This is a genomic window from Pseudoalteromonas shioyasakiensis (assembly GCF_019134595.1).
GTDB lineage: Bacteria > Pseudomonadota > Gammaproteobacteria > Enterobacterales > Alteromonadaceae > Pseudoalteromonas > Pseudoalteromonas shioyasakiensis_A.
Genome location: NZ_CP077770.1, coordinates 216,966 through 241,688, shown reverse-complemented (window position 1 = coordinate 241,688; position 24,723 = coordinate 216,966). Strand labels below are relative to the sequence as shown.

31 protein-coding genes are annotated in these 24,723 nt (G+C 42.2%); 12 read left to right on the top strand and 19 right to left on the bottom strand.

The window, feature by feature from the left end:
• Positions 1-6 precede the first annotated feature (6 nt).
• Positions 7-465, top strand: coding sequence for a cyclic nucleotide-binding domain-containing protein (locus tag KQP93_RS01190; protein WP_217875539.1), 459 nt, complete (start codon positions 7-9; stop codon positions 463-465).
• Here KQP93_RS01190 and KQP93_RS01185 read toward each other — a convergent pair.
• Complete coding sequence (locus KQP93_RS01185; RefSeq protein WP_217875538.1) at positions 462-1,124, bottom strand: hypothetical protein; 663 nt, start codon at positions 1,122-1,124, stop codon at positions 462-464. The genes KQP93_RS01190 and KQP93_RS01185 overlap by 4 nt on opposite strands.
• 57 nt (positions 1,125-1,181) lie before the next feature.
• Complete coding sequence (locus KQP93_RS01180; RefSeq protein ID WP_062566674.1) at positions 1,182-1,469, bottom strand: hypothetical protein; 288 nt, start codon at positions 1,467-1,469, stop codon at positions 1,182-1,184.
• A gap of 235 nt (positions 1,470-1,704) precedes the next feature.
• Between KQP93_RS01180 and KQP93_RS01175 the strand changes: the two genes are divergently transcribed.
• The 5 genes from KQP93_RS01175 to KQP93_RS01155 all read left to right on the top strand — a co-directional run bounded on the left by KQP93_RS01175 (position 1,705) and on the right by KQP93_RS01155 (position 6,942).
• Entirely contained in the window at positions 1,705-2,079 is a 375-nt protein-coding gene (locus tag KQP93_RS01175) for an RNA-binding S4 domain-containing protein (RefSeq protein ID WP_054563502.1), read from the top strand.
• Between the two features lie 70 nt (positions 2,080-2,149).
• A complete protein-coding gene (locus KQP93_RS01170; RefSeq protein ID WP_217875537.1) occupies positions 2,150-2,569 on the top strand; it encodes a hypothetical protein in 420 nt (139 codons plus the stop codon).
• A gap of 220 nt (positions 2,570-2,789) precedes the next feature.
• A complete protein-coding gene (gene acnA, locus KQP93_RS01165; protein ID WP_217875536.1) occupies positions 2,790-5,540 on the top strand; it encodes an aconitate hydratase AcnA in 2,751 nt (916 codons plus the stop codon).
• A 187-nt stretch (positions 5,541-5,727) separates the two neighbouring features.
• Positions 5,728-6,615, top strand: coding sequence for a DUF4097 domain-containing protein (locus KQP93_RS01160; RefSeq protein WP_217875535.1), 888 nt, complete (start codon positions 5,728-5,730; stop codon positions 6,613-6,615).
• Positions 6,616-6,696: 81 nt separating this feature from the next.
• Complete coding sequence (locus KQP93_RS01155; RefSeq protein WP_217875534.1) at positions 6,697-6,942, top strand: hypothetical protein; 246 nt, start codon at positions 6,697-6,699, stop codon at positions 6,940-6,942.
• On the opposite strand, the gene KQP93_RS01150 is transcribed toward KQP93_RS01155, so the two are convergent.
• The 5 genes from KQP93_RS01150 to KQP93_RS01130 all read right to left on the bottom strand — a co-directional run bounded on the left by KQP93_RS01150 (position 6,939) and on the right by KQP93_RS01130 (position 12,662).
• A complete protein-coding gene (locus KQP93_RS01150; protein ID WP_217875533.1) occupies positions 6,939-7,481 on the bottom strand; it encodes a DUF4124 domain-containing protein in 543 nt (180 codons plus the stop codon). The genes KQP93_RS01155 and KQP93_RS01150 overlap by 4 nt on opposite strands.
• 12 nt (positions 7,482-7,493) lie before the next feature.
• On the bottom strand, positions 7,494-8,222 hold the full coding sequence (locus KQP93_RS01145; protein WP_217875532.1) for a substrate-binding periplasmic protein: 729 nt from the start codon (positions 8,220-8,222) through the stop codon (positions 7,494-7,496).
• Between the two features lie 100 nt (positions 8,223-8,322).
• Positions 8,323-9,063: a phosphoadenylyl-sulfate reductase gene (locus KQP93_RS01140; protein WP_217875531.1), complete on the bottom strand. Its 741-nt coding sequence runs from the start codon at positions 9,061-9,063 to the stop codon at positions 8,323-8,325.
• A 38-nt stretch (positions 9,064-9,101) separates the two neighbouring features.
• A complete protein-coding gene (gene cysI, locus KQP93_RS01135; protein ID WP_217875530.1) occupies positions 9,102-10,799 on the bottom strand; it encodes an assimilatory sulfite reductase (NADPH) hemoprotein subunit in 1,698 nt (565 codons plus the stop codon).
• Positions 10,800-10,847: 48 nt separating this feature from the next.
• A complete protein-coding gene (locus KQP93_RS01130) occupies positions 10,848-12,662 on the bottom strand; it encodes an assimilatory sulfite reductase (NADPH) flavoprotein subunit (RefSeq protein WP_217875529.1) in 1,815 nt (604 codons plus the stop codon).
• Positions 12,663-13,010: 348 nt separating this feature from the next.
• Here KQP93_RS01130 and KQP93_RS01125 point away from each other — a divergent pair, with 348 nt between their 5' ends.
• Positions 13,011-14,651 (top strand): endonuclease, encoded by a 1,641-nt coding sequence (locus KQP93_RS01125; RefSeq protein WP_217875528.1) that lies wholly within the window; start codon positions 13,011-13,013, stop codon positions 14,649-14,651.
• A gap of 60 nt (positions 14,652-14,711) precedes the next feature.
• Here the strand turns inward: KQP93_RS01125 and KQP93_RS01120 are convergent, their stop codons facing one another.
• Both KQP93_RS01120 and KQP93_RS01115 read right to left on the bottom strand, forming a co-directional pair.
• The gene (locus KQP93_RS01120) at positions 14,712-15,026 is read right to left on the bottom strand and encodes a hypothetical protein (protein ID WP_217875527.1); all 315 of its coding nucleotides are present in this window, start codon (positions 15,024-15,026) and stop codon (positions 14,712-14,714) included.
• Positions 15,027-15,093: 67 nt separating this feature from the next.
• Positions 15,094-15,807: a hypothetical protein gene (locus tag KQP93_RS01115; protein WP_217875526.1), complete on the bottom strand. Its 714-nt coding sequence runs from the start codon at positions 15,805-15,807 to the stop codon at positions 15,094-15,096.
• Positions 15,808-16,110: 303 nt separating this feature from the next.
• Here KQP93_RS01115 and KQP93_RS01110 point away from each other — a divergent pair, with 303 nt between their 5' ends.
• The 5 genes from KQP93_RS01110 to KQP93_RS01090 all read left to right on the top strand — a co-directional run bounded on the left by KQP93_RS01110 (position 16,111) and on the right by KQP93_RS01090 (position 19,896).
• Entirely contained in the window at positions 16,111-16,251 is a 141-nt protein-coding gene (locus KQP93_RS01110) for a DUF3149 domain-containing protein (protein ID WP_119852677.1), read from the top strand.
• A gap of 142 nt (positions 16,252-16,393) precedes the next feature.
• A complete protein-coding gene (locus KQP93_RS01105; RefSeq protein WP_217875525.1) occupies positions 16,394-17,374 on the top strand; it encodes a hydrolase in 981 nt (326 codons plus the stop codon).
• The gene (locus KQP93_RS01100; protein ID WP_054554495.1) at positions 17,371-17,628 is read left to right on the top strand and encodes a YheU family protein; all 258 of its coding nucleotides are present in this window, start codon (positions 17,371-17,373) and stop codon (positions 17,626-17,628) included. The genes KQP93_RS01105 and KQP93_RS01100 overlap by 4 nt, the downstream gene beginning before the upstream one ends.
• 60 nt (positions 17,629-17,688) lie before the next feature.
• Positions 17,689-18,882, top strand: coding sequence for a dipeptidase (locus KQP93_RS01095; protein WP_217875524.1), 1,194 nt, complete (start codon positions 17,689-17,691; stop codon positions 18,880-18,882).
• A gap of 129 nt (positions 18,883-19,011) precedes the next feature.
• Positions 19,012-19,896: a hypothetical protein gene (locus KQP93_RS01090; RefSeq protein WP_217875523.1), complete on the top strand. Its 885-nt coding sequence runs from the start codon at positions 19,012-19,014 to the stop codon at positions 19,894-19,896.
• A 183-nt stretch (positions 19,897-20,079) separates the two neighbouring features.
• Here the strand turns inward: KQP93_RS01090 and rpsQ are convergent, their stop codons facing one another.
• From rpsQ to rplC, 10 genes are read right to left on the bottom strand one after another with little or no spacing between them, the layout of a single operon-like run.
• Entirely contained in the window at positions 20,080-20,337 is a 258-nt protein-coding gene (gene rpsQ / locus KQP93_RS01085; protein ID WP_217875522.1) for a 30S ribosomal protein S17, read from the bottom strand.
• On the bottom strand, positions 20,337-20,528 hold the full coding sequence (gene rpmC, locus KQP93_RS01080) for a 50S ribosomal protein L29 (RefSeq protein WP_054552371.1): 192 nt from the start codon (positions 20,526-20,528) through the stop codon (positions 20,337-20,339). Before rpmC ends, rpsQ begins: the two co-directional genes overlap by 1 nt.
• Positions 20,528-20,941 carry a 50S ribosomal protein L16 gene (gene rplP, locus KQP93_RS01075; protein ID WP_217875521.1) on the bottom strand — a complete coding sequence of 138 codons (414 nt, stop codon included), beginning with the start codon at positions 20,939-20,941 and terminating at the stop codon, positions 20,528-20,530. Before rplP ends, rpmC begins: the two co-directional genes overlap by 1 nt.
• Positions 20,942-20,953: 12 nt before the next feature.
• Positions 20,954-21,655: a 30S ribosomal protein S3 gene (rpsC, locus tag KQP93_RS01070; RefSeq protein WP_054552370.1), complete on the bottom strand. Its 702-nt coding sequence runs from the start codon at positions 21,653-21,655 to the stop codon at positions 20,954-20,956.
• Between the two features lie 11 nt (positions 21,656-21,666).
• Positions 21,667-21,999 (bottom strand): 50S ribosomal protein L22, encoded by a 333-nt coding sequence (rplV, locus tag KQP93_RS01065; RefSeq protein WP_004588690.1) that lies wholly within the window; start codon positions 21,997-21,999, stop codon positions 21,667-21,669.
• Between the two features lie 14 nt (positions 22,000-22,013).
• Positions 22,014-22,292 (bottom strand): 30S ribosomal protein S19, encoded by a 279-nt coding sequence (gene rpsS / locus KQP93_RS01060; protein ID WP_010376377.1) that lies wholly within the window; start codon positions 22,290-22,292, stop codon positions 22,014-22,016.
• A 16-nt stretch (positions 22,293-22,308) separates the two neighbouring features.
• Entirely contained in the window at positions 22,309-23,133 is an 825-nt protein-coding gene (gene rplB, locus KQP93_RS01055) for a 50S ribosomal protein L2 (protein ID WP_058583716.1), read from the bottom strand.
• Positions 23,134-23,150: 17 nt separating this feature from the next.
• Entirely contained in the window at positions 23,151-23,453 is a 303-nt protein-coding gene (rplW, locus tag KQP93_RS01050) for a 50S ribosomal protein L23 (protein ID WP_054552368.1), read from the bottom strand.
• On the bottom strand, positions 23,450-24,055 hold the full coding sequence (gene rplD, locus KQP93_RS01045; RefSeq protein ID WP_054552367.1) for a 50S ribosomal protein L4: 606 nt from the start codon (positions 24,053-24,055) through the stop codon (positions 23,450-23,452). The genes rplW and rplD overlap by 4 nt, the downstream gene beginning before the upstream one ends.
• Positions 24,056-24,072: 17 nt before the next feature.
• Positions 24,073-24,708, bottom strand: coding sequence for a 50S ribosomal protein L3 (gene rplC / locus KQP93_RS01040; protein WP_036974218.1), 636 nt, complete (start codon positions 24,706-24,708; stop codon positions 24,073-24,075).
• Positions 24,709-24,723 lie beyond the last annotated feature (15 nt).

Sequence of the window (24,723 nt, the reverse complement as noted above, 5' to 3'; positions counted from 1 at the left end):
GAGTCAATGAAGTTAATCGAGCACATTCCACTAATTAAACAAATGGAAATTATTAACAGATTGTCGTTCTTTAGAGAGTTTACTCTCAGCGAACGACAAGTGTTATTAGAGTCATTCAGTCATTTATATTTGGTCAAACAAGGCCGCGCTGTTTTCAAACAGTATGATGCTGATAAACGACTTTATATCGTGCTAAGCGGCTCACTGATGGTATTCAAACAAAGTCATTTACTCGAGCTTGGCACCATTGAGCCCGGTGAATTTATCGGGGAAGGCGCATTTATCAATAACCGAGAGCACAGCACCAGTGCACGCGCTAGAGTCGATACCATTTTGTTAGCTATTTCCCCTGAAGCACTCACCCGCTTACCCAATGTGATCCGTGAGAAAATTAAAGATCGCATAATCGAAGGCATGAGTGAACGCATTACTAAGTTAAGCACCTACCTTGAGTCACGTAGCTAGTCCATATACACAATTTGTAATGAGCAATTTAACCAACTTGGGCTATTAACTCGTGCCGTGTAGCGGTAGGTATCTGATGGTTTCATACCAAATGGGGTACTCACTTCTGGCGTTAAATGGCTGTAGCTTTGCGAATAGTTTTTATAATAAATGACTAAGTAGCCATATAAATAATCCCAATCTAGGGAGACTTTTCTACCGCTTGTAAGGGTAAAGTGTGCCTGCTTATCATTAAATGTTACCGCAAGATCATTATACTTGTCTTCAACGCATCCAGTGGTGAGCACACGAGCCGGCATAGTAAAACTGGTGGTGGTATTTTTAGCTCTTAAGTAAAAACCTATATTGCCTTGATTGTAAAAGTGATTAGCGTCTGTAGTGTATTTAATTTCTGCTTGATAACCCAGCCCCTGCATAATTTCTGCAAGTTGCTCGGTTTCATGAGTGAGAATTTTATCGCTCGATAGCATTAAGGTTGCATCGGTAAAGTCTCTTGGAATAGGTAGCTCTGTGTATTCATAAGGTAAGCTTTGCTTAATTAATGCTTGCTCTAATGATTGCAGCTGCGACTGGTCAAGATTTTCTGTGTATACGTAGACTGTAGCTTGCTGACAACCTGCCAAAATTAAAAATATGGCTGCCGAAATTATCCTTTTCATGCTCTTTCTCACTCTTGATTACAAATGTAGTCTAAAGTGAGAATAACAATAAATCAATTAATTAAGATGTTTTTTTAGCCAACTATTAACACTTTGACGGGTATATAGAATATCTTTAAATAAACGGTGAGTTTGATGCTGAAGCAGTTTTTCTTTGTTTGTTTCACCTGAACTTAACTGGCTATGATTATCATTAAAACGCGAAATTAACGCAAAACCTTGTTCTGATTTTTCAGGCTGAGACTTAATTGTTTGCGTTAACAAAGCTCGCACATCATCTGCAGCAAGCAATGACGAATCTTGCAAACCCATTAACTCTTTTCTTAGCGCTGATCTTACGCCCATTACAACTTCTCCTGAACGAATAAAAAATGAAACGGACATGCATTTAGCAATTTGTACACCAATTCCAAACGCGCGCAGTGTACCCAGTAAATACTGCAGTTTTTTTACTGTTTATAAAAATGTCAGATTATTTATTGCTTTAAATTTTAACCGCTTGAAGAGCTTGAAAATTTAATCTTGGTTCAATTGAGTGCTAGGCTTTATAATGGCTGCGATTGAATTAAGAGAGACCAACATGAACGAAGATTTCATCGAAATTGAACTAGAAGAAGAGCCAATAGAGTTATGCAACTTGCTAAAAGTGCTCGACCTAGTCGAAACAGGCGGCCAAGCAAAAGCCTTAATTGGTGAAGGTTATGTTGGGGTTAACTATGAAATTTGTACAATAAAACGGAAAAAATTATACAGTGGTGACGTGTTGGCTTTTGACGGTGAGTTGTTCCAACTGACACTAAGCGAAGATGCAACACCAAATCCTCGCCCACCGGAACCTGTACAAAAAGCACAACCACAAAGCGCTGAAGAAGCACCAAAAAAATCAAAGCGTAAACGTACTAAAAAGCCAAAAGTAGACGAAAAAACCGGTCGCCGCCCTATCTCGTTTGGTTAACTAGAGCTTGCTTAGTTAGCATAAATCACCTTTAATTGAATGCGATTATAACAACAATAAAAGGTGATTTATGAATCCTCCAGCTTGGCTCAAGCCACTTGCTTGGGCAGCCCTTGTATGGAATCTTTTAGGTGTCATTGCGTTTATAATGCAACTGTTGATTACACCCGAAATGATTAACCAGCTCCCCGAAGCACAACAAGCCGCATACCGCGACATCCCGCTCTGGTCAACGGTTGCCTTTGCGATAGCCGTGTTTGCAGCAAGCTTCGCGAGCATCTTATTACTGGCAAAAAAAGCCCTTGCGCGCGAGCTGTTTTTAATCTCGTTTATCGCCGTATTAGTCCAGCAATATTATAATTTTGTGGTGATAGATAGCCTTGCTATGTTTGGTACTAGCGCATTAGCAATGCCACTGTGTGTCATCGTTATTGGTTTAGTATTACTGTTTATTAGCCATAAAGGTAAACAACAAAACTGGCTTAACTAAAAGCACTTACTTCTGAGGGTAGTTTAAAGTAACTACCCTTTTTATCTGCCTCTCTCCCTTGAAATAAATCACATCAGCAGCAACTATATTAGGTAGCATATTTTTTCATCAGCTAGATGAATTTCTCAGCTGGTATTAAGTTTGCAATAACACTGTGTCTATTTCGAAAAGGAAACAACAAAGCAAGCCAAATTGCTTGCTCAAACCACAGGGGCAAATAATGAATAACAGTTTTGATACCCAAAAACAGCTTACGATTAATGGTGAGCAATATCATATACACTCTTTACAAGGTTTAGGCGACAAAGCAAAACGTCTGCCATTCTCACTAAAAATCTTACTTGAAAACCTGTTGCGCAATGAAGATGGCGTTAATATTAAAAAACAAGATATCGATGCCTTACTAAACTGGGATCCACAAGCGAAACCATCAGCAGAAGTCGCGTTTACACCTGCTCGCGTTGTAATGCAAGATTTTACTGGCGTACCCGCCATTGTCGATTTAGCCGCGATGCGTGATGCCATGGAAAAACTTGGCGGCGATCCTGCGAAAATTAACCCGCTGTCACCTGCTGAGCTTGTTATTGACCACTCAGTGCAAGTTGACGGCTACGGTGAAGATGGCTCATTCGACTTAAATGCGAAACTTGAATATGAGCGTAACAAAGAGCGTTACGAATTTTTACGCTGGGGACAAACCGCCTTCGATAACTTGAAAGTCGTACCACCAGCAACCGGTATCGTTCACCAAGTTAACTTAGAATATTTAGCCCGCGTGGTATTTAACGATAGTAAAAATGGTCAATCACTCGCCTACCCAGATACCCTCGTCGGAACCGATTCGCACACCACCATGATCAATGGTCTTGGAGTATTAGGCTGGGGCGTAGGTGGTATTGAGGCCGAAGCTGCAATGCTTGGTCAACCAATCAGCTTACTTATTCCACAGGTCGTTGGCTTTAAGCTCAATGGTCGCCTGCCAGAAGGCACAACAGCAACCGACCTTGTACTAACCGTCACAGAAATGCTGCGTAACCATGGCGTAGTAGGTAAATTTGTTGAGTTTTATGGGGATGGCCTTGCTGATTTACCGCTTGCAGATCGTGCAACTATCGCAAACATGGCGCCTGAGTATGGTGCAACCTGCGGTATTTTCCCAATTGATGATGAAACCATCAACTACCTACGTTTAACTAACCGCGATGACAAACAACTTAAACTCATCGAGGACTATGCTAAGCACCAAGGTTTATGGCGTAACCCTGGTGATGAAGCTCATTACACCGACACACTAGAGCTATCACTTGATGATGTTGTGCCAAGCCTTGCCGGACCTAAACGTCCGCAAGATAGAATTGCCCTTGATAAAGCAGGTAGCATTATTGGTGAGCACTTAAAAGGCTTTCAAGAAGAACGTATGCAACATCGCGATAAAAGCGATGTTCAAGAGGCGCGCATTGAAGATGAAGGCCCAACCACCAATCCTGATGAGCCAGTGAACGAAGCACAGTTTATGGGCGCTGCTAAGGTTAACTTTAAAGGCGAAGAGTTTGAGCTTAATGATGGCGCTTGTGTTATTGCTGCAATTACAAGTTGTACAAATACTTCTAACCCAAGTGTTATTTTAGCTGCTGGCCTAGTGGCTAAAAAAGCCAAGCAACTGGGCTTAAAGGTTAAACCATGGGTTAAAACCTCACTTGCTCCTGGCTCACAAGTGGTGACTGATTACTTGAAAAAAGCCGACTTAATGGATGATTTAGATGCGTTAGGCTTTAACCTTGTCGGTTATGGTTGTACAACCTGTATCGGTAACTCAGGCCCACTAGCTGATGAAATCACTGATGCAATTCAAAAACATAAACTGGTTGTAAGCTCTATTTTATCGGGTAACCGTAACTTTGAAGGCCGTATTCACCAAGATGTGAAAATGAACTTCTTAGCCTCACCACCCCTTGTGGTTGCATACGCAATTGCGGGTCGTACAGATATTGACGTTTACAACGAGCCGCTTGCGCAAGACCCTAATGGTAATGACATTTATCTAAAAAATATTTGGCCAAGTGTTAGTGAAGTGAACGAACTCGTCCGCGAAACCGTGACCAAAGAAATGTTCGCATCAAGCTATGGCAACGTATATCAAGGCGATGATCGTTGGCAGAAAATTCAAATTCCTGATGGCAAGCTTTATGATTGGGATGATGCGTCAACCTACATCAAAAAAGCACCTTTCTTTGATGGTATGGAGATTGAGCCTCCTGGCATTCCGAGCATTAGTGGTGCGCGCTGTTTAGCAAAATTAGGTGACTCAGTTACCACTGACCACATATCGCCAGCAGGTGCGATTAAAGCGGATGCGCCAGCAGGTCTTTACTTGCAAGAGCACGGTGTACAAAAAGCACAATTTAACTCGTATGGTTCGCGTCGTGGTAACCACGAAGTGATGATGCGCGGTACCTTTGCTAATGTGCGTTTACGTAATCTATTAGCACCGGGTACCGAAGGTGGTGTGACCCGTATGCAGCCAAGCGATGAGCTCGCTAGTATTTATGATGCAGCGATGCAATATCAGCAAGATGGCACGCCACTGATTATTTTAGCGGGCGCGGAATATGGCACAGGCTCATCACGCGACTGGGCTGCTAAAGGTTCACTTCTGCTTGGTGTTAAAACCGTTATTGCACAAAGCTATGAGCGTATTCACCGTTCAAACCTGATTGGTATGGGTGTTTTACCCCTACAATTTAAAGAAGGTGAAAGCTATGAGTCATTGGGTCTAACCGGCCAAGAGTCATTCGACTTTGAGGGCTTATATGACAAAACGAATGAAGTCAGTGTGATTGCCACTAACAGCGAAGGCAAACAAATTAGCTTTAGTGTTGATGTGCGTATTGATACCCCGAAAGAGTGGGATTACTACAAACACGGCGGTATTTTACAGTATGTACTGCGTAATATGCTGGCTGAGCAATAACTGCTTTTAAGTTAACTAAGGGGCTGAATTTTCAGCCCCTTTTTTGTTTAAAACACTAATTAATTGCAATTTAGACCAACACACTTATTTACAAAAAATGAAAAGCACATAAAAATCAGCATGTTAAAATTGGACCATAGTTTGCAAATGCTAACCAGATAAAAATCACAATAATTTTGGAATCCATATGACTATTGCATCATTCAAACGCGCAATTTGCGCAACGGCCATCTCATCAAGTTTATTATTAACGGGCTGTGTTATTCATGTCTCTCCGGGTCAAATCGCAGAACAAAAACAACAAGACTTAAGCGTGTCGGCTGTAAATATAAACGAGCTAAAAATTGATGCCGAAGCAGGTTCACTGATCATCAAAGGCGACAGCAACGCCACGGCTATCACAGTAAATGCTAATATCTATGCGGCTAAAGGCGATGAGACCTATACATTAGCCCTCGAAAAGCACGGCGACACCGCAGAGCTTATCAGTAAGCTCAATAATGGTAACTTTTCGTTTTACAGTGGTTCATCACCTCATATTGATTTAATTGTCTCTGTGCCTAGCAACCTTAACTTGGATATCGATGATGACTCAGGTGATATCGTGATACGTGCGATGCAAAATGATATCAGCATTGATGATGACTCAGGATCAATTGTGATCGAAGGTGGTCGCACTATTAATATTGATGATGATTCTGGCGATATTCGCATTAGCAACGTCAGCGGCAATATCAGCATTGAAGACGATTCTGGCTCAATTATGATAGACCAAGGGCAAGGGCGTATTGATATTGAAGATGACTCTGGTGATATCCAAATAGAGAACAGCCAAGGCCCTGCACGTATTATTGATGAATCAGGTAGTATCAGCGTTAAAACATTGGCTGGTGCGCTGACTATTGAAGATGGCTCTGGCGATATAGATGTAAGACACATCAAAGGGCTGGTTACCATTACCGATGGCTCTGGCAGTATTTATGTGGATGACACACTCGGCCTAACAATTATCGAATCGGGTTCAGGTGATTTAAGCATCGATAACATCATCGGCCCAGTAAAATTGGATAGATAATCAACAATTGCTTGATTTAGAACAATCCTGTTAATTACAACAGCACCTACACTTTAATTAAGGCTAAAGTGAGGTGCTTGTATGACCGAACAAACTATCATTCGAATCTTAAAAACCTTTATTATTTTAGGTATTTGCCTAATAATTTTGGGGCATTCTTTATTAGCTGGTAATTACTTAAGTGATAGTATGGGTATACATGGCATTATGATCAGCGCAGCGTGTATTGCCGTTGGTGTGCTGTTCTCTTTACCCACCAAAATTTATCTCACTATTTTACTGATGAAAATGGAAAGTGATATCAAAGCACAGAACAAACAAAGTTAATTGTCACCTTGCTCTTTGAGCTGCTGCTCAAGCTGCTTGTTACGTTGCTCCATAAGCTGTTTTACTTGCTCAGCATCTTGCATCATCTTTTGTACGTTTTTAGGGTCGTATACACCAAGCGCAGAAGGTGTTTCGTCAGCTTTAACGGTTGCTGGTTGCTCTTCATCAGCTTGAAAAGTCTCTGCCGGTAGCACAGTTATGTCGTTCGGATCTAAACTTACTGCAGTACTAACGTAATTAGGGTGAGGGGTATCAGCATAGTGCCACTGACCATGTTCATCTTGCCATTTATACACGACGACAGGTGTATTAGCGTCTTCACTAAAGTTCAGCTTCTCAGTTAGCTTTTTTGCTTGGCTGGTCAGTGTATCGGCACTTTGCGAAGCAAAATCGCTCACATCACCACTTACTTTTTCTGAATAACGCTCGAACATACTCAGCTCTAGGTAAGGTTTACCGTCTGGCTTTTTAATGTAAAACAGTAGCGCGATACTAGTTAGTAGCAACATAACCGCAAGGTAACAAAAACGCTTAATCATTCCATTTACCGATTATTGGTAGTTACTTTCAATCTTAGCAAATTCACCGGATGATTTAAGATTTTTCATAAATTCATTAAATTGCTCGCTCATACGCTTACCTTTTTCGTTGTACGCAAACTGTAATTGCATCGGCGCCTTACCAACACTGTAATCACTCACCGTGAATTTTTTAAAGGCATTATTTTTTGAGGCATACCACTGCAGTGTGTTTTTTGCGATCACAGCAACGCGTTGATTTTGCTGCATGTCGACTAAAGCGCTCAGCATATCTATTTCAGAGTAAAAGTCCTCACGGTGCAACTTGCCAGATGCAAATAATGCTTCAAATTGCGGGTAGGTATAGCCAAAGCGGGCCATCAACACATAGCCGCCTAGCTCATCAATTGCTGGAATATGACAACCACTCGGCATCACTAAAATATCTTCAACAACTGCGATGCTATCACTCCAATAGTATTGATTACCTCCGCGATACCATTGCTCAGACTCTAAGCGAACATCAACCTTGCCTTCATCAAGTAAATGCTGTGAACGCACTTCTGGTACCAGCTTGTATTGAAGATCATGATTATATTTCTCAGCAAAACGAATTAGTAACTCATCAACAAGCCCTTTATGACCACTATCAGCAAAGTGATAAGGGGGGTAATCTGTGTCATACAACGCAACTTGCAAAGTTTCTGCTCGCACTAAAGGCGCAATTAATAGCAACAATAAAAAAGCAACAACACGACTCATAATTTTCTCTCATAGAATTAAGCCTGAGATTGTATATAAATAGCACAAAAAAAGCGCAACCTAGGTTGCGCTTTACGAAAATTCTGATAGGAATTTAGGATTAGATACCATCACCGTCAATATGTAAGCCACATTCACGGTTTAAACCAAAGAAACGCGTCTCTTCTTCTGTCATGCCTGGTTCAAGTTTACGCGTGGTGTGTACATCACCCATCGACACATAACCTTGCTCCCAAAGTGGGTGATACGGCAAATCATGCTTAGTTAGATACTGATAAATATCGCGGTTGTTCCACTCAATAAGTGGATACACTTTCACAGTACCACGGCTAATTTCAACAATTTGCTTATCAGCACGGCTTGATGATTGGTCACGGCGTAAACCACTAAACCACGTGCCTGCTTGCAGCTCGTTTAATGCGCGGCTCATAGGCTCAACTTTATTCAGTTGATTGTATTGCTTAATACCGGCTTCACCTTGCTCCCAAAGTTTACCAAACTTCGCTTCTTGCCACGCAGGGCTAAGCTCAGCTTTATAAACTTTAAGATTAAGCGATAGTCGCTCCGTCATTTGCTCAATGAACTGATAAGTCTCAGGGAACAAATAACCAGTGTCAGTCAGTACCACAGGAATATCTGGCTGCTGTGATGTCACTAAATGCAACATCACCGCCGCTTGAATACCAAAGCTCGACGACAAAAAGTGCGTGCTTGGTAAGTTTTCAAGTGCCCACGCAACACGCTCTTCTGCGCTTTTATCAGCTAGAAGACCATTAATATCAGCCAACATAGCTGCTTGGTCTTCTTTGCTCATCGTTAAGATGTTTTTAAATTCACTCATGGTTAATTCCAAACCTTAAAGCGGTGTCGCTTATAAAATTATGCGTGAAAATCGGTTACTGAAACTTTAACTTCAGCAACAATGCCTTTGCGAATTACAAAATCACCAAAACACTCGCCTTCATTACGCTCACTTGCCCATTGGCCAATAAGCTTATCGAATGCCTCTAGGTATACGTCTTCGCCAACATTTTCTAAATACAGTTTTGGAATACGTGTGCCTTCACGGTTACCACCTAAGTACACGTTGTATTTACCCGGACCTTTACCAACTAGACCCGCTTCTGCCAACATTGCGCGTCCACAGCCATTCGGACAACCTACAACACGCATAATGATGTTGTCATCGCTGATACCATGCTTAGCTAATAACGCTTCAGTTTTCTCAATTAAGCTTGGTAAATAACGCTCTGCTTCTGCCATCGCTAACGGACACGTTGGTAATGCCACACACGCCATTGAGTTTTTACGCTGTTCTGTATGGCTGTCATCAATTAAGCCATGATTACGAGCGATCTCTTCGATTACCGCTTTTTGATCAGCTGGTACACCTGCGATGATCAAGTTTTGGTTTGCCGTCATGCGGAAATCACCTTGGTGAATTTCAGCAATTTTACGGCAGCCTGTTTTAAGTGGTTGATTTGGGTAATCTAAAATACGGCCACTTTGAATAAACAGCGTTAAGTGGTGCTTACCATCAATACCTTCAACCCAACCGATGCGGTCACCACGGTGGGTGAACTCATACGGGCGGCTTTGCTCAAATTGAACACCAGCACGTTTTTCAACTTCAGCTTTAAATACATCAGAACCTACACGGTCTAGTGTGTATTTAGTTTTCGCATTTTTACGATTAGAGCGGTTACCCCAATCACGCTGTACAGACACCACGTGCTCAGCAATTTTCAACGTGTGCTCAAGTGGGATAAAACCAAAGTCATCTGCTTTACGAGGATACGTTGCTGTATCACCGTGAGTCATCGCAAGACCACCACCCACTAACACGTTAAAGCCAACTAACTTGCCGTTTTCTGCAATTGCCACGAAGTTTAAGTCGTTCGCATGCACATCCACTTCATTGTTCGGTGGAATTGTTACTGTGGTTTTAAACTTACGCGGTAAGTAAGTTGAACCTAAGATTGGCTCTTCAGTGGTTTCACTCTTTTCGCCATTTAACCAAATTTCAGCGTACGCTTTGGTTTTTGGTAATAGGTGCTCAGAGATCTTCGCAGCCCATTCGTACGCTTCTTGGTGAAGCTCAGACTCAACTGGGTTCGTTGTACATAACACGTTTCGGTTTACGTCGCCCGCCGTTGCAATTGAGTCAATGCCCACGCTATTAAGCATTTGGTGCATGCCTTTAATGTTTGGCTTAAGCACACCATGGAACTGGAACGTTTGACGCGTGGTTAAACGAATACTGCCATAGCTGGTTTTCTCTTCAGCAAACTTATCAATCGCTAACCATTGCTCTGGCTTGATGATACCGCCAGGCATACGAGCACGTAACATAACATTATGTAACGGCTCTAGTTTTTGTTTTGCGCGCTCAGGGCGAATGTCACGGTCATCTTGCTGATACATGCCGTGGAAACGGATCAGTTGGAAGTTATCAGCAGTGAAACCACCGGTGATCTCGTCTTTTAAATCTTGCTCAATTGTGCCACGTAAAAAATTACTTTCTCTTTTCAAACGCTCGTTATCAGAAAGCTTTACGTTTTTGTCTCGTTCGCTCATGGTATTTCCTAAATTTGTTACAGTGACGGCTGTTAGCTTTAAACGTGATTAGTACACGTCTTTCTGATAGCGGTTTGCGCTACGCAAATCTTTTAAATATTGCTCAGCTTGTTCATCATCTTTGCCGCTATTTTCTTTGATAATGTCTACAAGCGCCTGATGAACATCTTTCGCCATACGGTTTGCATCACCACAGATATACAAATGAGCACCCGCTTCTAACCAAGCAAACACTTCTTGGCTATTTTTGCGAAGTTTGTCTTGAACATATACTTTTTCAGCTTGGTCACGGCTAAACGCCACATCCACTTTAGTCAGTAAACCTGACTTCAAATAACCTTGAATTTCTACTTGATATAAAAAGTCTTGAGTAAAGTGTGGATTACCAAAGAATAACCAGTTTTTACCGCTTGCTTCACGAGCATCACGCTCTTGTAAAAACGCACGGAAAGGTGCAATACCTGTACCCGGGCCTACCATGATAATTGGCGTTTCATCATTAGCCGGTAAACGGAAGTTATCGTTATGCTCGCTGAATACTTTTACTTTGCAGCCTTCTTCAGCACGACGTGCTAAATAGCCAGAACAACCACCTAAGTGCTCGCTACCGAATGCATCAAACTCAACCAGACCCACAGTTAAGTGAACTTCTTCTTCAACTTCAGCTTGGCTAGATGCAATCGAATATAAGCGTGCTTGTAGTTTACGTAAGCAATCAACTAAGGTTTGCGCTTCAAGCTGAGCTGGGTTTTGACGAATAATATCGAAGATTTGGCGAGGTTCGATGTACTCACGCATTGCCGCTTTATCTTCAACTAACTTTAATAAATCAGGGTTGCCAGTTGCTGTTGCATATTTCTCAACAAAGCCTGGGTATGACTGAGTTAATTCTAATTTTTCGATTAATGCATCACGAACACTTAGTTCTTCGTCGCCGAGTTTAACTGTGCTAGATGCATCGATTTGTGTAAGCGTAAGTACTTCATCAACAAGTGCTTCGTCATTTAAGAAGTAAACGCCTAGCGAATCGCCCGGTGTATAGGTGATGTCTGAACCTTCTAATGAGATTTCTACATGACGAACATCTTTGGTTGAATCACGACCCGTAATTTTTTGCACAACACTCAGTTCTGCAGCAAATGGATTTTGCTTGGTGTATTGGCTTGCTACTGGTGCCGCTGCACCAAATGGCATTGCCACAACTTGACCACCACTTGCTTGTTGCTGCGCTTTAAGATCAGGTTCAAACGCATCAAGTGCACCATCAATCCACTTAGCAGCTTCATCATCGTAATCAACGTCTAAGTCAGCACGCTGGAAAATAGTTTCTGCTCCAAGCTTGTTAAAACGCTCTTCAAAATCTTTTGCTGTTTGGCAGAAAAATTCGTAGCTTGAGTCACCTAAGCCAATCACAGCCACTTTAACACCATCTAGTTTTGGTGCTTTTTTAGTCGTTAAAAACTCATGCAGGCTTTCAGCGTCTTCTGGTGGCTCACCCTCACCATAGGTTGAGACAACAACCGTGATGAACTTTTCTTTTTTCAGGGCAGTTGGTTTGTAGTCAGCCATGTTTACTAGCTTAACCGTTAGGCCGCGCGACTCTGCTTGCTCTTTTAACTTGCTCGCCACGCCTTTTGCGTTACCCGTTTGCGAGCCGTATAAAATAGTTAGCGGTGCCGCATCACCTGCAGCTGGAGCGGCAGCAACACCACCGGTTAATACCCCTGCGTTGGCATTAGCAGCTAAGTAACCACTTACCCACGCTTGCTGAATTGGATTAAGTTCAGCCACTAAGCCTTGCAGCTTTTGTACTTGCTCTTGCGATAGCGGGCTCGCCGCTGCATTTAGTTGACTTAACAACATGAATTTATTCCTCGTAACCCTGAAAAGTTAACTGCGAAACGAACTTGCTACTGTCATTTCGCGAACAATTTTTTCGACTTTAAAGACCCAATAGAAATGCTTTAAAGGTTTATCTGAGCGTGAAGAATAACGAGGTCTGAGGCGATTAAAAAAGAATAGAATCTGCTTTGATATTCCATTTAGTTATTAATTTAGTATTTATCCAAAAAAAACATGTTAAAAGCAAAAATTCCCAAATAAGAAACTTTTATTAATTAACATTATTGCAACATAAGCCAATTAGCCTATACTCGCTGTGTTCATTTTGAGAACAGCAAAAACTATTAAAATATAAAAAAGGAAAATACAATGTCACACGGGACATGTAAAAAATATATGCTAGCCAGTAGCTTACTGTGTTTAGCAAGTTCAGCATTGGCAAATGTTAATAACGCCGACTTCGAAAGCTGGTCAGCAAACACCCCTGCAAGCTGGAGCACTATAGATAGCGGTATTAGTCTTAGCGCTAACAGTAATATGGTTTACTCAGGTAATTACTCAGCGCAAGTCGTGGTTAATACTGGCACGCAAAGTAATACCGATTTACAGCAATTAGTAGAGGTAGTGGCGGGTGAAAGTTATGAGTTTTCTGCTTGGGTTTACCATACAGAAAGTGGCGTAAAAGCTCGCTTAGTGGTTGATGGCTATCAAGGCTATTCTAACTCAGCATTAACCAATCAATGGCAACAAATCAGTTATCAGTACACAGCCTCTGCGACCACATCAATTAATGTTGGCCTGCGCTTTTACGACGTAACTGGTTTTGATGGCAGCGAAGTCGTTTATGTAGATAACTTTGCACCAAACACAGGCTCAACCCCACCACCTACGGGTAGCTGCGCAGATAACCAAGTATCTTTGACCCTCACTACCGATAATTATGGGGAAGAAACCAGCTGGCAAATCACCAATAGCCAAGGTAGTGCAGTAGCATCAGGCGGCAGCTATGCAGCAAATACTCAGTACAGTGAGCAAGCATGTTTAACTGATGGTGACTATACTTTTACTATTTTTGATAGCTATGGCGATGGCATTTGCTGCTCTTATGGTAACGGTAGCTATAGCCTTTCGTTAGGTCAAACAGTACTTGCCAGTGGTGCAAGCTTCCAAAGCTCAGAAGCTACGCCTTTTAGTTTAGGTGATAGCTCAGGTGGCGGTGACGGCGGTGGTACAAACCCACCAGAGCCAACCGGGTACTATGTTACAACGCAAGGCCTTAGTGGTTATGCACTGAAAACAGAGCTATATAACATTATCAAAGGTCACAACTCACAAGGCTATTCAGCAATTTGGAGTTTTTACGATATTGCTTCACGCGATAAGTATTTTGAAAATGACAACTCAATTTTAGATCGTTATTCAGAAAATCCCACAGGCCAAGACAGCTACAACTATGTGGCTGTAAGCGACCAATGTGGTACATACAACAGCGAAGCAGATTGCTACAACCGTGAGCATTCTTTCCCGAAAAGTTGGTTTGGCGGTAAGGTTGAACCAATGAATTCAGACGTACATCACATTTTTGCCACTGATGGTTATGTCAATTCAAAACGCAGTAACTACCCGTTTGGTGAAGTAGCTAGTGCAAGCTATACCTCTAGTAACGGCAGCAAATTAGGCAGCGCTGCTAGCTCACTAAATTACTCAGGAACGGTTTTTGAACCAATCGATGAATTTAAAGGTGACTTTGCAAGGGCGTATTTCTACATGGCAACACGCTATGAAAACGTGATTGGCTCATGGCAAAACAACACAACCTACAGTAATGCTGTACTGAATGGTTCATCTGATCAGGTTTTTGAGAGCTGGGTCGTTGCTATGCTATTAAAATGGCATAACGAGGATCCTGTTAGCCAATTAGAGCTTGACCGTAATCAAGCAGCTTATGAACATCAAGGTAACCGCAACCCATTTGTGGATCACCCAGAATTTGTAGAAATTATTTGGTAACTTCGTTAAGCCAAGGCACTTAGTTTCGGCTAAGTGCCTTTTTATACAATAAAACATGACTTAAGCCTCATTAGGGTTTAACTGCTCGACAAGACGAATGTCATGTAATAAATGGCTATGCCTTACCGACAAAGCGTTTTCTTCTGTTGGCTGTATTTTATATCCAAGCTGCTGTAAAACCAGCGTAAATAGGGCGGCATGCTGGTAACTAATAGACTGCCCATTTAATTCAAACTCTTCGATTACATTATGTGCATAACTAGAATTATTTTGTAATGACTGCCAAATACGCGTTTGTACCTGAGAAATCTGTATCAGTGACGTGTGATAGCAATTGATTTGTAGGCTTAATAAATAGTTTTCTAGTGAGTTCATAGCGATATCCATTACAAAAAACGCTACTTTAAAAGCTCAAGTTAAGTTGAGGTAAAGTGTTTTGTTATTACTTTTTACTCCACTTATTCATTATTTCTTTAAATAGTTTTGCTTCTTTATCTTCACAGGGTCTGGGCGATCCGCTTGGCACTCCAGATTTACCAAACACCGAATTAAAATCTATACCGTAACACATGCCATTTAGCACCTCGATACGCTTGCTGCCATCGCCATTTTGCCAAACGACGGTTGCTTTATTATCAGAGACGGTTAACTGCGCAGGCACTGTAACCCTGCCTGCAGACGAATTATTATTCGTATCTTCAACTTGCCCAAATGCTGATGCACTAGTAGCTCTATTTTCAAAATTAAGCTGTGGGATTGGCGCATAAGGGTTGAGCTTTTTAAAAGGCACTTCGACTATTTTTGAATTCTCAGCTGTCTGATTATCAGAGGTAGCTTCTTTTGGTTCATTTATTGTGGGATTAATTACTTTAGTATCACTTATCTGCTGAGAGCTACTCTGCGAAACATCTTCGTTTTTTGGCAAAGACTTAGCCTCACCTGGCATTTCTTGTGTTTGCTCAGGTGAAGGTTTTTCTTGGATTTTCTGCAAACTAGGTAATGAAGTTAAATCAACACTCACATACGCGTTGATTACTTTTGGCGGTTCAGCGACTGCGGGGAGTTTCACAGACTTTCCATATCGAGCAAATAACACCAACAAAACTGCATGTAACGAAATTGAGATGATCCATGCTTTGTAATTCCCTTTTAACACCCGATCGCCTCGTTTTATTTTTAAGAGTATTAGATGAGTGAATTAGTTCATCGGAAAGTTAGCGAGTTTCTAGGTCAAGCATAACCTTGGGAGTGCTTTATGATGGTTTGGGTTTATAACAAAAAAGGTTTACATGGGTTGCGTTGGGTTTCGCTACGCTCAAACCAACCTACCCTAATAAACTTGATCCAAATCAACTATTAAATCGCCTTATTTCGCATCAGGAAAATAGCTTGATCTGGATCATATCAGCCGCCCTCAAGCCAGCCTATGATTAACTCATAGACATTAGGAGGCACAACCATGAACGTATTCTTCAGAGATTTTTTTAGCGACCCAGTTTTATTTATGTCATTCGGCATTTTGGCAGTTGTTATCGTTTTATGCCTTTTCTATGTTGGTTTCTTTATTAAGAAAATACACGACGCAGAAGTTCCTAAGTAAGAATTAAGCACGACGCACAAAGCCCCTATCCAATTTATTGTTTAGGGGCTTTTTATTTGCAGCTAGCTAAAATCTTGTAGCGGTTCTCAAAAAGCAAAAACTTGCTACAATAGGCGCTTATTTTGTTTCGAAAGTGTCAGCTATGTTACCTGAGTTTAAGCCTGCGTGGTGGATGCGCAATCGCCATTTACAAACCATAATGCCGCGCTTTTTTCGCCCATTTCATAATACCCGCTACGACTTATCGACGATCGATACTCCAGATGGCGACTTTTTAGAACTGGCTTGGGCAACACCTCATAACGAGCAAGCACCCCTCGCTATTGTATTGCATGGTTTAGAAGGCAATATAAATAGCTTTTATGCTAAAGGCATGATGAAAAAACTTAAGCAACAAGGCTTTGCTGTTGTATTGATGCATTTTCGAAACTGCTCGCGCGAAGTTAACCGTTTAGCACGTGCTTATCACAGCGGCGAAACGGAAGACCTGCGCTTTTTCATCAACCATCTTAAGAGCAAGTTTCCAAAACGCCCGCTATTTGCCGTGGGCTTTTCGTTAGGTGGTAATGTGCTGGCAAAGTATTTAGGTGAGCAAGGTGCTCAATCGAACTTATCTGGCGCAGCCGTTGTGTCTGCGCCGTTTGATTTATCTTCATCGTGTGAAGTAATTCGCAAAAGCTTAGGTAAGATTTATCAAAAGTATTTGCTCGACCGTATGAAAAAGTCGATGCAAAGAAAGCTACCACAAATCGAACAGCAAATTAGCCTAACGCCAGAAAAACTTATGGCGATTGATGACTTATGGCAATTCGATAATATGCTCACGGCACCATTGCATGGCTTTGCCGGTGCTGAAGATTACTATCAGCAAGCGAGTGCAAAACCGTTTTTAAAAAGCATTGCAACACCTACGCTGATTGTGCACGCAAAAGATGACCCGATGTTATCAATAAAAGCCGTGCCAGATAGCTTAGATGTGAGTGAACATGTTACGCTGCGCATCTCAGAACAAGGGGGCCATGTTGGATTTATTAGCGGTAAAAATCCTTTTAAGCCCGAATATTGGCTTGAACGAATTGTTCCTGAGTATTTTCAACAATTAGTTAAAAAAGAGCAGTTATGATCATTCCCCACGAACGCCTCGATAAAGAGACTCTGTATAATTTAATCGAAAGTTATGTTTTACGTGAAGGCACTGATTACGGCGAACAAGAATTTAGCATTGAAAGCAAAGTAGCGCAGGTTCATCAACAGCTTAAGAATGGTGAAGCCATGGTGTTTTTTTCTGAGTTACATGAGTCAGTTACGATTATATCTAAAGCTGAATTCATTGCTCTACAAGCTGACCCAGAGTATCAAGCGTCGTTTAACGACTAAACTTGTAAGTTATACTGTAACCCTTCACAATGGCTTTTTAACTTAAAGAGCCATTAAAAAATGAAAAAACTAAGCTCACTGGTTGCCGCTGTTTCTTTGGCCTTAATTGGTCAAGCAAATGCAGATCAGGTTACTGCATCAGATAAAGCCATTAAACTGGCAAAAGACACTATTTTAATCGATACCCATATCGATGTGCCTTACCGTATTCATAACAAGTGGGCTGACGTAACCAAAGCTACAAGCGACGGTGATTTTGATTATCCGCGTGCTGTGCAAGGTGGTTTGAACGCTCCTTTCATGTCAATTTACATTCCTGCAAACCTAGAATTTGAAGGTAAAGGTAAAAGCTACCAATTAGCAAATCAACTAATCGACTCTATGGAAGCGATTGCGCAACGCGCACCAGATAAGTTCGCTATTGCAGACTCTACTGCTGATATTAAAGCGCAGTTTAAACAAGGCAAAATGTCGATTGCTATGGGTATGGAAAACGGTTCACCTATCGAAGGCGACATTAAAAACCTTAAGCATTTTTATGAGCGTGGCGTACGTTACATCACGCTAGCTCACTCGCAGAGTAACCACATTTCTGATTCATCTTATGACATCCGTCGTAAGTGGAAAGGCCTGAGCCCATTCGGTAAAGAGCTGGTAAAAGAAATGAACAACATTGGTATGCTGGTTGATGTATCACATATTTCTGATGATGCGTTTTACCAAGTGATGGAAATTTCAAAGGTACCCGTGATTGCTTCACACTCGTCACTGCGTAAATACACCCCAGGCTTTGAGCGTAATATGAACGACGATATGCTGTTAGCTCTTAAAAAGAATGGGGGTGTTATTCAAATTAACTTCGGTTCAAGCTTTGTTACAGCAAAAGCAGGCTCTTGGTACGATCAACTTAAATCAGCAAAGGCTGAAAAGAAAAAAGATGGTACTAAGCTAAGCAAAGATTTTGATGCTGCTTATCGCGCTAAAAACCCATTCCCATTTGCAAGCTTAGAACAAGTACTTGATCACATTGACCATGTAGTTGAGCTAATTGGCATCGATTATGTAGGTATTGGCTCAGATTACGATGGTGTAGGCGACTCTCTACCTACTGGCTTAAAAGATGTATCTACCTATCCTAACCTAGTGCAAGGTCTAATGGACCGTGGTTATAGCGATAAAGACATCAAAAAGATTTTAAGTGGCAATATGCTACGTGTATGGCAACAAGCTGAAGCATACGCAAAAGCCCATTAATCGACACAAACTCCATTTAAAAGCGCAGCTAACTAGCTGCGCTTTTTGTTTTTATCATCATAAGTAATTGATAATACAAATGGCTTGTTTTAATCTGCTGATATTACAAAGCAACTTGGATGATGTGATATGTCAACTTGGCAAGGGAATACTGCGCTGGCATTTGCAAGCATTGCACTAGGCTTATCAATTTATAGCTATACAAAAGCAAACTCGACTGACAAGCCTGTAGTTATGCAGCAAGCAAAACCTAACTTAAAAGAGTTAGCCATTCCAGAGCAAGACAGAGAAAACCTAGTCGCCTTACATGGCTATATTTTAGATCTCGAAACACGCATCCACGAGCTTGAAAATAAAGCGCCTACAATTGATCCTGAGCGACTTGCCTCATTAGTTAAACAATCAATGGAACAGCAAGAAAAAGAGCGACGAGTCGAAATCGAAAAGAGAAACCCGGCGCTTGGCTGGCTAAGTAATTTACCTGATGACTACCGCGAACGCATCAAAGCAGACCCACAATATGCCGACAGCTCAATAAATGAAGCACTTGCTACCTTACTTAATTTGAGTAAGTCAGAAAATGAGCGCTTAGCAGCCTATGGGCAACTAAAAATGACCCTCAGCATGCTCAGACGCGACTTGGACGACAGCCAAGCAAATGCAGTAATCGATGCCATGATAAGCATTAGCGAATACACCAACGATCCTAAAATTCGTGTCAGTACATTAGAGAATTTATCTCGCCAAAATAACGTCTCACCTAAGCTCGCTGAGCATTTTCAAAAGCTGTTACAAACAGACGATAATGATTATGTTCGCAATATTTCTGCCACAGCCCTCATAGGCCAATTTTTCCGCGCAACAAGAGACGGCAACAATAGTTATGCCAGTGATTTAGCAGAACGCATTACCACTCTTGAAAATAGTAGCAATGCAAAAGTTGCCGAAATCATGGCTGAAAACCTAAAAGGCCCTCGCTTAAGAGAAGAGATAGATAAAGCGTTGGGGAAATGATTGAAGGTGCTAGGACAAGCTAAATCCAGTTTAACCTGAAGTAACTATTAACTTGTTTTCTTACACTGAAATGAAAGCATCCTTCTCGATCTAATCTGACGGCTGACGGCTTCCTACTGTATTTTAAAAACAAAAAGCCCCAGCAGATGCCGGGGCTTTTTAGTAAGGAAACTTAATTAAAAATTAAGCTTTCTTTGGACGCTCAACAACGTCTACTAAAGTCCAAGACTTAGTCTTAGAAATAGGAGCACACTCAGAGATAGTAACTACGTCACCAGCTTGAGCTGTGTTGTTTTCGTCATGTACGTGTAGTTTAGTCGTACGTTTGATGAATTTTCCATATACTGGATGCTTCACGTAACGTGCGATAGCAACAGTGAAAGATTTATCCATCTTGTCGCTGATTACACGGCCTTGAAGAGTACGGATTTTATCGCTCATTATTGACCTGCCTTCTGGTTAATAACTGTTTTTACACGCGCGATATCGCGACGTACTGTTCTTAGCGTGTGTGTCTGAGCTAACTGACCAGTGCTTGCTTGCATGCGCAGGTTGAACTGCTCACGAAGAAGTCCTAGAAGTTCAGCATTTAGCTCTTCTACGCTTTTGTCTTTTAGTTCGCTAGCTTTCATTACATCACCGTCCGAGTTACGAAAGTTGTTGTGAATGGTAATTTACGCGCTGCAAGGTTGAATGCTTCACGAGCAAGCTCTTCAGGAACACCTTCCATTTCGTAAAGTACTTTACCAGGTTGAATTTCAGCAACCCAATACTCAACAGAACCTTTACCTTTACCCATACGAACTTCTAATGGTTTGTTCGTAATTGGCTTATCTGGGAATACACGAATCCAGATTTTACCTTGACGCTTTACGTGACGTGTCATAGCACGACGAGCTGCTTCGATTTGACGAGCAGTCATACGGCCACGGCCAGTAGCTTTCAAACCGAAAGTACCGAAGCTTACTTTGTTACCGTTTTGCGCTAAACCGCGGTTGCGGCCTTTGTGCATTTTACGGAATTTTGTACGTTTTGGCTGTAACATTACTCGCTACCTCTACTTAGCACTTTTTTTGGCTTTCTTTGGCGCGCGTTTAGCTGGCTTCTCTTGCTCTTGTACTAGTGGTAAACCACCAATAACTTCGCCTTTGAAGATCCAAACTTTAACACCAATGATACCATAAGTGGTTAAGGCTTCAGAAGTTGCGTAGTCGATATCAGCACGAAGAGTATGTAGAGGTACACGACCTTCACGATACCATTCTGAACGTGCGATCTCAGCACCGCCAAGACGACCGCTAACTTCAACTTTGATACCCTTTGCACCAATGCGCATTGCATTTTGTACCGAACGCTTCATAGCGCGACGGAACATAACACGACGCTCTAGCTGTGACGCAATACCGTCAGCTACTAGTTGTGCATCAAGTTCAGGCTTACGAACTTCAGCGATATTAATCTGAGCCGGAACACCTGCAATCTTAGTTACTGCTTGACGTAGTTTTTCAACGTCTTCGCCTTTTTTACCGATAACAACACCAGGACGAGCTGTGTGAATTGTTACACGGATAGATTTAGCTGGACGCTCGATAACGATTTTAGACACAGAAGCCGCTTTTAATTCCTTAGTAAGGAAAGTACGTACTTTGTGATCGCCAAAAAGCTGATCAGAGAAATCTTTTGAATTCGCGTACCAGGTAGAAACCCAAGGTTTAGAGATACCTAGGCGAATACCAGTAGGATGAACTTTTTGTCCCATTACTTATACTCCTAGCTATCTGAAACCACAACAGTGATGTGGCTTGTACGCTTAAGGATGCGGTCTGCGCGTCCTTTAGCACGTGGCATAATACGCTTCATTGTTGGACCATCGTCCACAAAGATCGTAGTTACACGAAGCTCATCAATGTCAGCACCTTCGTTATGCTCTGCGTTAGCAATAGCAGACTCAAGTACTTTTTTAACTAATACAGCCGCTTTTTTAGGGCTGTACGCCAGGATTTCTAGAGCGCGATCAACCGGAAGTCCGCGGATCTGATCTGCAACTAGACGTGCTTTTTGCGCCGAACCAGAGGCGAATTTATGTTTAGCTAATGCTTGCATTTATCATTCCCCTCTTAACGTTTCTTCGCTTTCTTATCCGCAGCGTGACCGCGGTAAGTACGAGTTGGTGCAAATTCACCTAGTTTGTGACCGATCATTTCGTCTGTGATAAACACAGGAACGTGCTGACGACCATTATGGACAGCGATGGTCAATCCGATCATGTTAGGTATGATCATTGAACGACGGCTCCAAGTTTTAATTGGCTTCTTGTCACCGCTTTCCAACGCTTTCTCTACCTTCTTCAGCAAGTGTAGGTCAATAAAAGGACCTTTCTTGAGAGAACGTGGCATGGCTATTCCTCAACTATTATTTAGTACGACGACGTACGATAAATTTATCAGTACGCTTGTTCTTACGTGTCTTAGCACCTTTAGTCGGTTTACCCCATGGAGACACAGGATGACGACCACCAGATGTACGACCTTCACCACCACCGTGCGGGTGATCTACCGGGTTCATGGCAACACCACGAACTGTCGGACGGATACCACGCCAGCGATTTGCACCAGCTTTACCTAGTGAACGAAGCATATGCTCAGAGTTGCCTACTTCACCAAGTGTTGCGCGACAGTCAGCTGGAACTTTACGAACTTCGCCAGAACGAAGACGTAGAGTTACGTATTGACCTTCACGAGCAAGGATTTGAACGTATGCACCAGCAGAACGTGCGATTTGCGCGCCTTTACCTGGTTTTAATTCTACGTTGTGAACAGTCGAACCTACAGGCATGTTACGCATTGGTAACGTGTTACCAGCTTTGATTGGTGCATCAATACCAGATTGGATTGAATCACCAGCTTTTAAGCCTTTAGGTGCAATGATGTAACGACGCTCACCGTCTGCATATAATACAAGAGCGATGTTTGCGCTACGGTTTGGATCATACTCTAGACGCTCAACAACAGCTGGAATGCCATCTTTAGTGCGTTTAAAGTCGATTACACGGTAATGATGCTTATGACCACCACCGATATGACGAACCGTGATACGACCTTTGTTATTACGACCACCAGACTTAGAGTTTTTCTCTAGTAGTGGTGCGTAAGGTTTACCCTTATGTAGATCTGGGTTAACCACTTTAACCAGGTGACGACGACCCGCAGAAGTTGGTTTACACTTTTGAAGTGCCATAATTCTAACTCCCCTTATTACTCGGCGCCGCCGACAAAGTCTAGCTCGCTACCTTCTTTAAGAGTAACGTAAGCTTTCTTCCAGTCTGAACGACGACCGAAACGCATGCCAGTACGTTTTGTTTTACCCTTAACGTTTAGTGTGCGAACACCAGTTACTTCTACTTCAAAAAGCTTTTCTGCTGCAGCTTTGATTTCAGCTTTAGTTGCATCAGAAGCTACTTTGAAAACAATCGTGTTGTTCTCTTCAGCAGCGATAGTGCTTTTCTCAGAGATGTGTGGAGCAAGGATCACTTTTAAAAGACGTTCTTCACGGATCATGCTAGCGCCTCCTCAAGTTGCTTAACAGCAGCAGCTGTAATAAGTACCTTATCGAAAGCGATTAGGCTTACAGGATCGATACCAGCTACATCACGCGTGTCAACCTTGTATAGGTTACGTGCCGATAAGAAAAGATTCTCATCTACTTCTTCAGTCACGATTAGAACATCTTTAAGCTCAAGTTCTTTAAGCTTAGAAACTAGTTCTTTAGTTTTTGGTGCTTCAAGACCAAACTGCTCAACAACGATTAAACGCTCTTGACGAACTAATTCAGATAAGATGCTTTTGATCGCACCGCGGTACATTTTACGGTTTACTTTTTGGCTGTGATCTTGTGGTTTAGCTGCGAAGCTAACGCCACCTGAACGCCAAATTGGGCTACGAATTGTACCAGCACGTGCACGGCCAGTACCTTTTTGAGACCATGGTTTTTTACCACCACCGCTTACTTCAGAACGTGTCTTCTGAGCACGAGTACCTTGACGAGCACCTGCTGCGTAAGCAACAACTACTTGGTGTACTAATGCTTCGTTAAACTCACGTCCAAAAGTAGCTTCAGAAACTTCAAGAGCGCCAGAAGCGTCTTTAATTGCTAATTCCATCACTAAATCTCCAGGACTTATGCTTTAACAGCTGGTTTAACGATAACGTCACCGCCGATAGCGCCAGGTACTGCACCTTTAACTAAAAGCAAGTTACGCTCAGCGTCAACGCGAACTAGTTCTAAGTTTTGAGTCGTTACACGCTCAGCACCCATGTGACCGGCCATTTTCTTACCTTTAAACACCTTACCAGGTGATTGGTTTTGACCGATTGAACCAGGAGCACGGTGAGATAGAGAGTTACCGTGAGTAGCGTCTTGCATGCTGAAGTTCCAGCGCTTAACACCACCTTGGAAACCTTTACCTTTAGAAGTACCGGTTACGTCAACTTTGTTGATTTCGTTGAATAATTCAACAGTAAGCTCAGCGCCTACTTCAAAATCGCCTTCACCACCATTTAGGCGGAATTCCCACAGACCGCGACCCGCTTCAACACCAGCTTTAGCGAAGTGACCCGCTGCTGCTTTGTTTACACGGCTTGCTTTTTTAGTGCCTGCGGTTACTTGAAGCGCGTTATAACCGTCAGTTGCTTCAGATTTGATCTGAGCAATGCGGTTAGGTGTCGCTTCGATAACTGTCACAGGGATAGATACACCATCTTCAGTGAAGATACGTGTCATACCCACTTTACGACCGACTAGACCTAATGCCATTTTCCTAAAACCTCT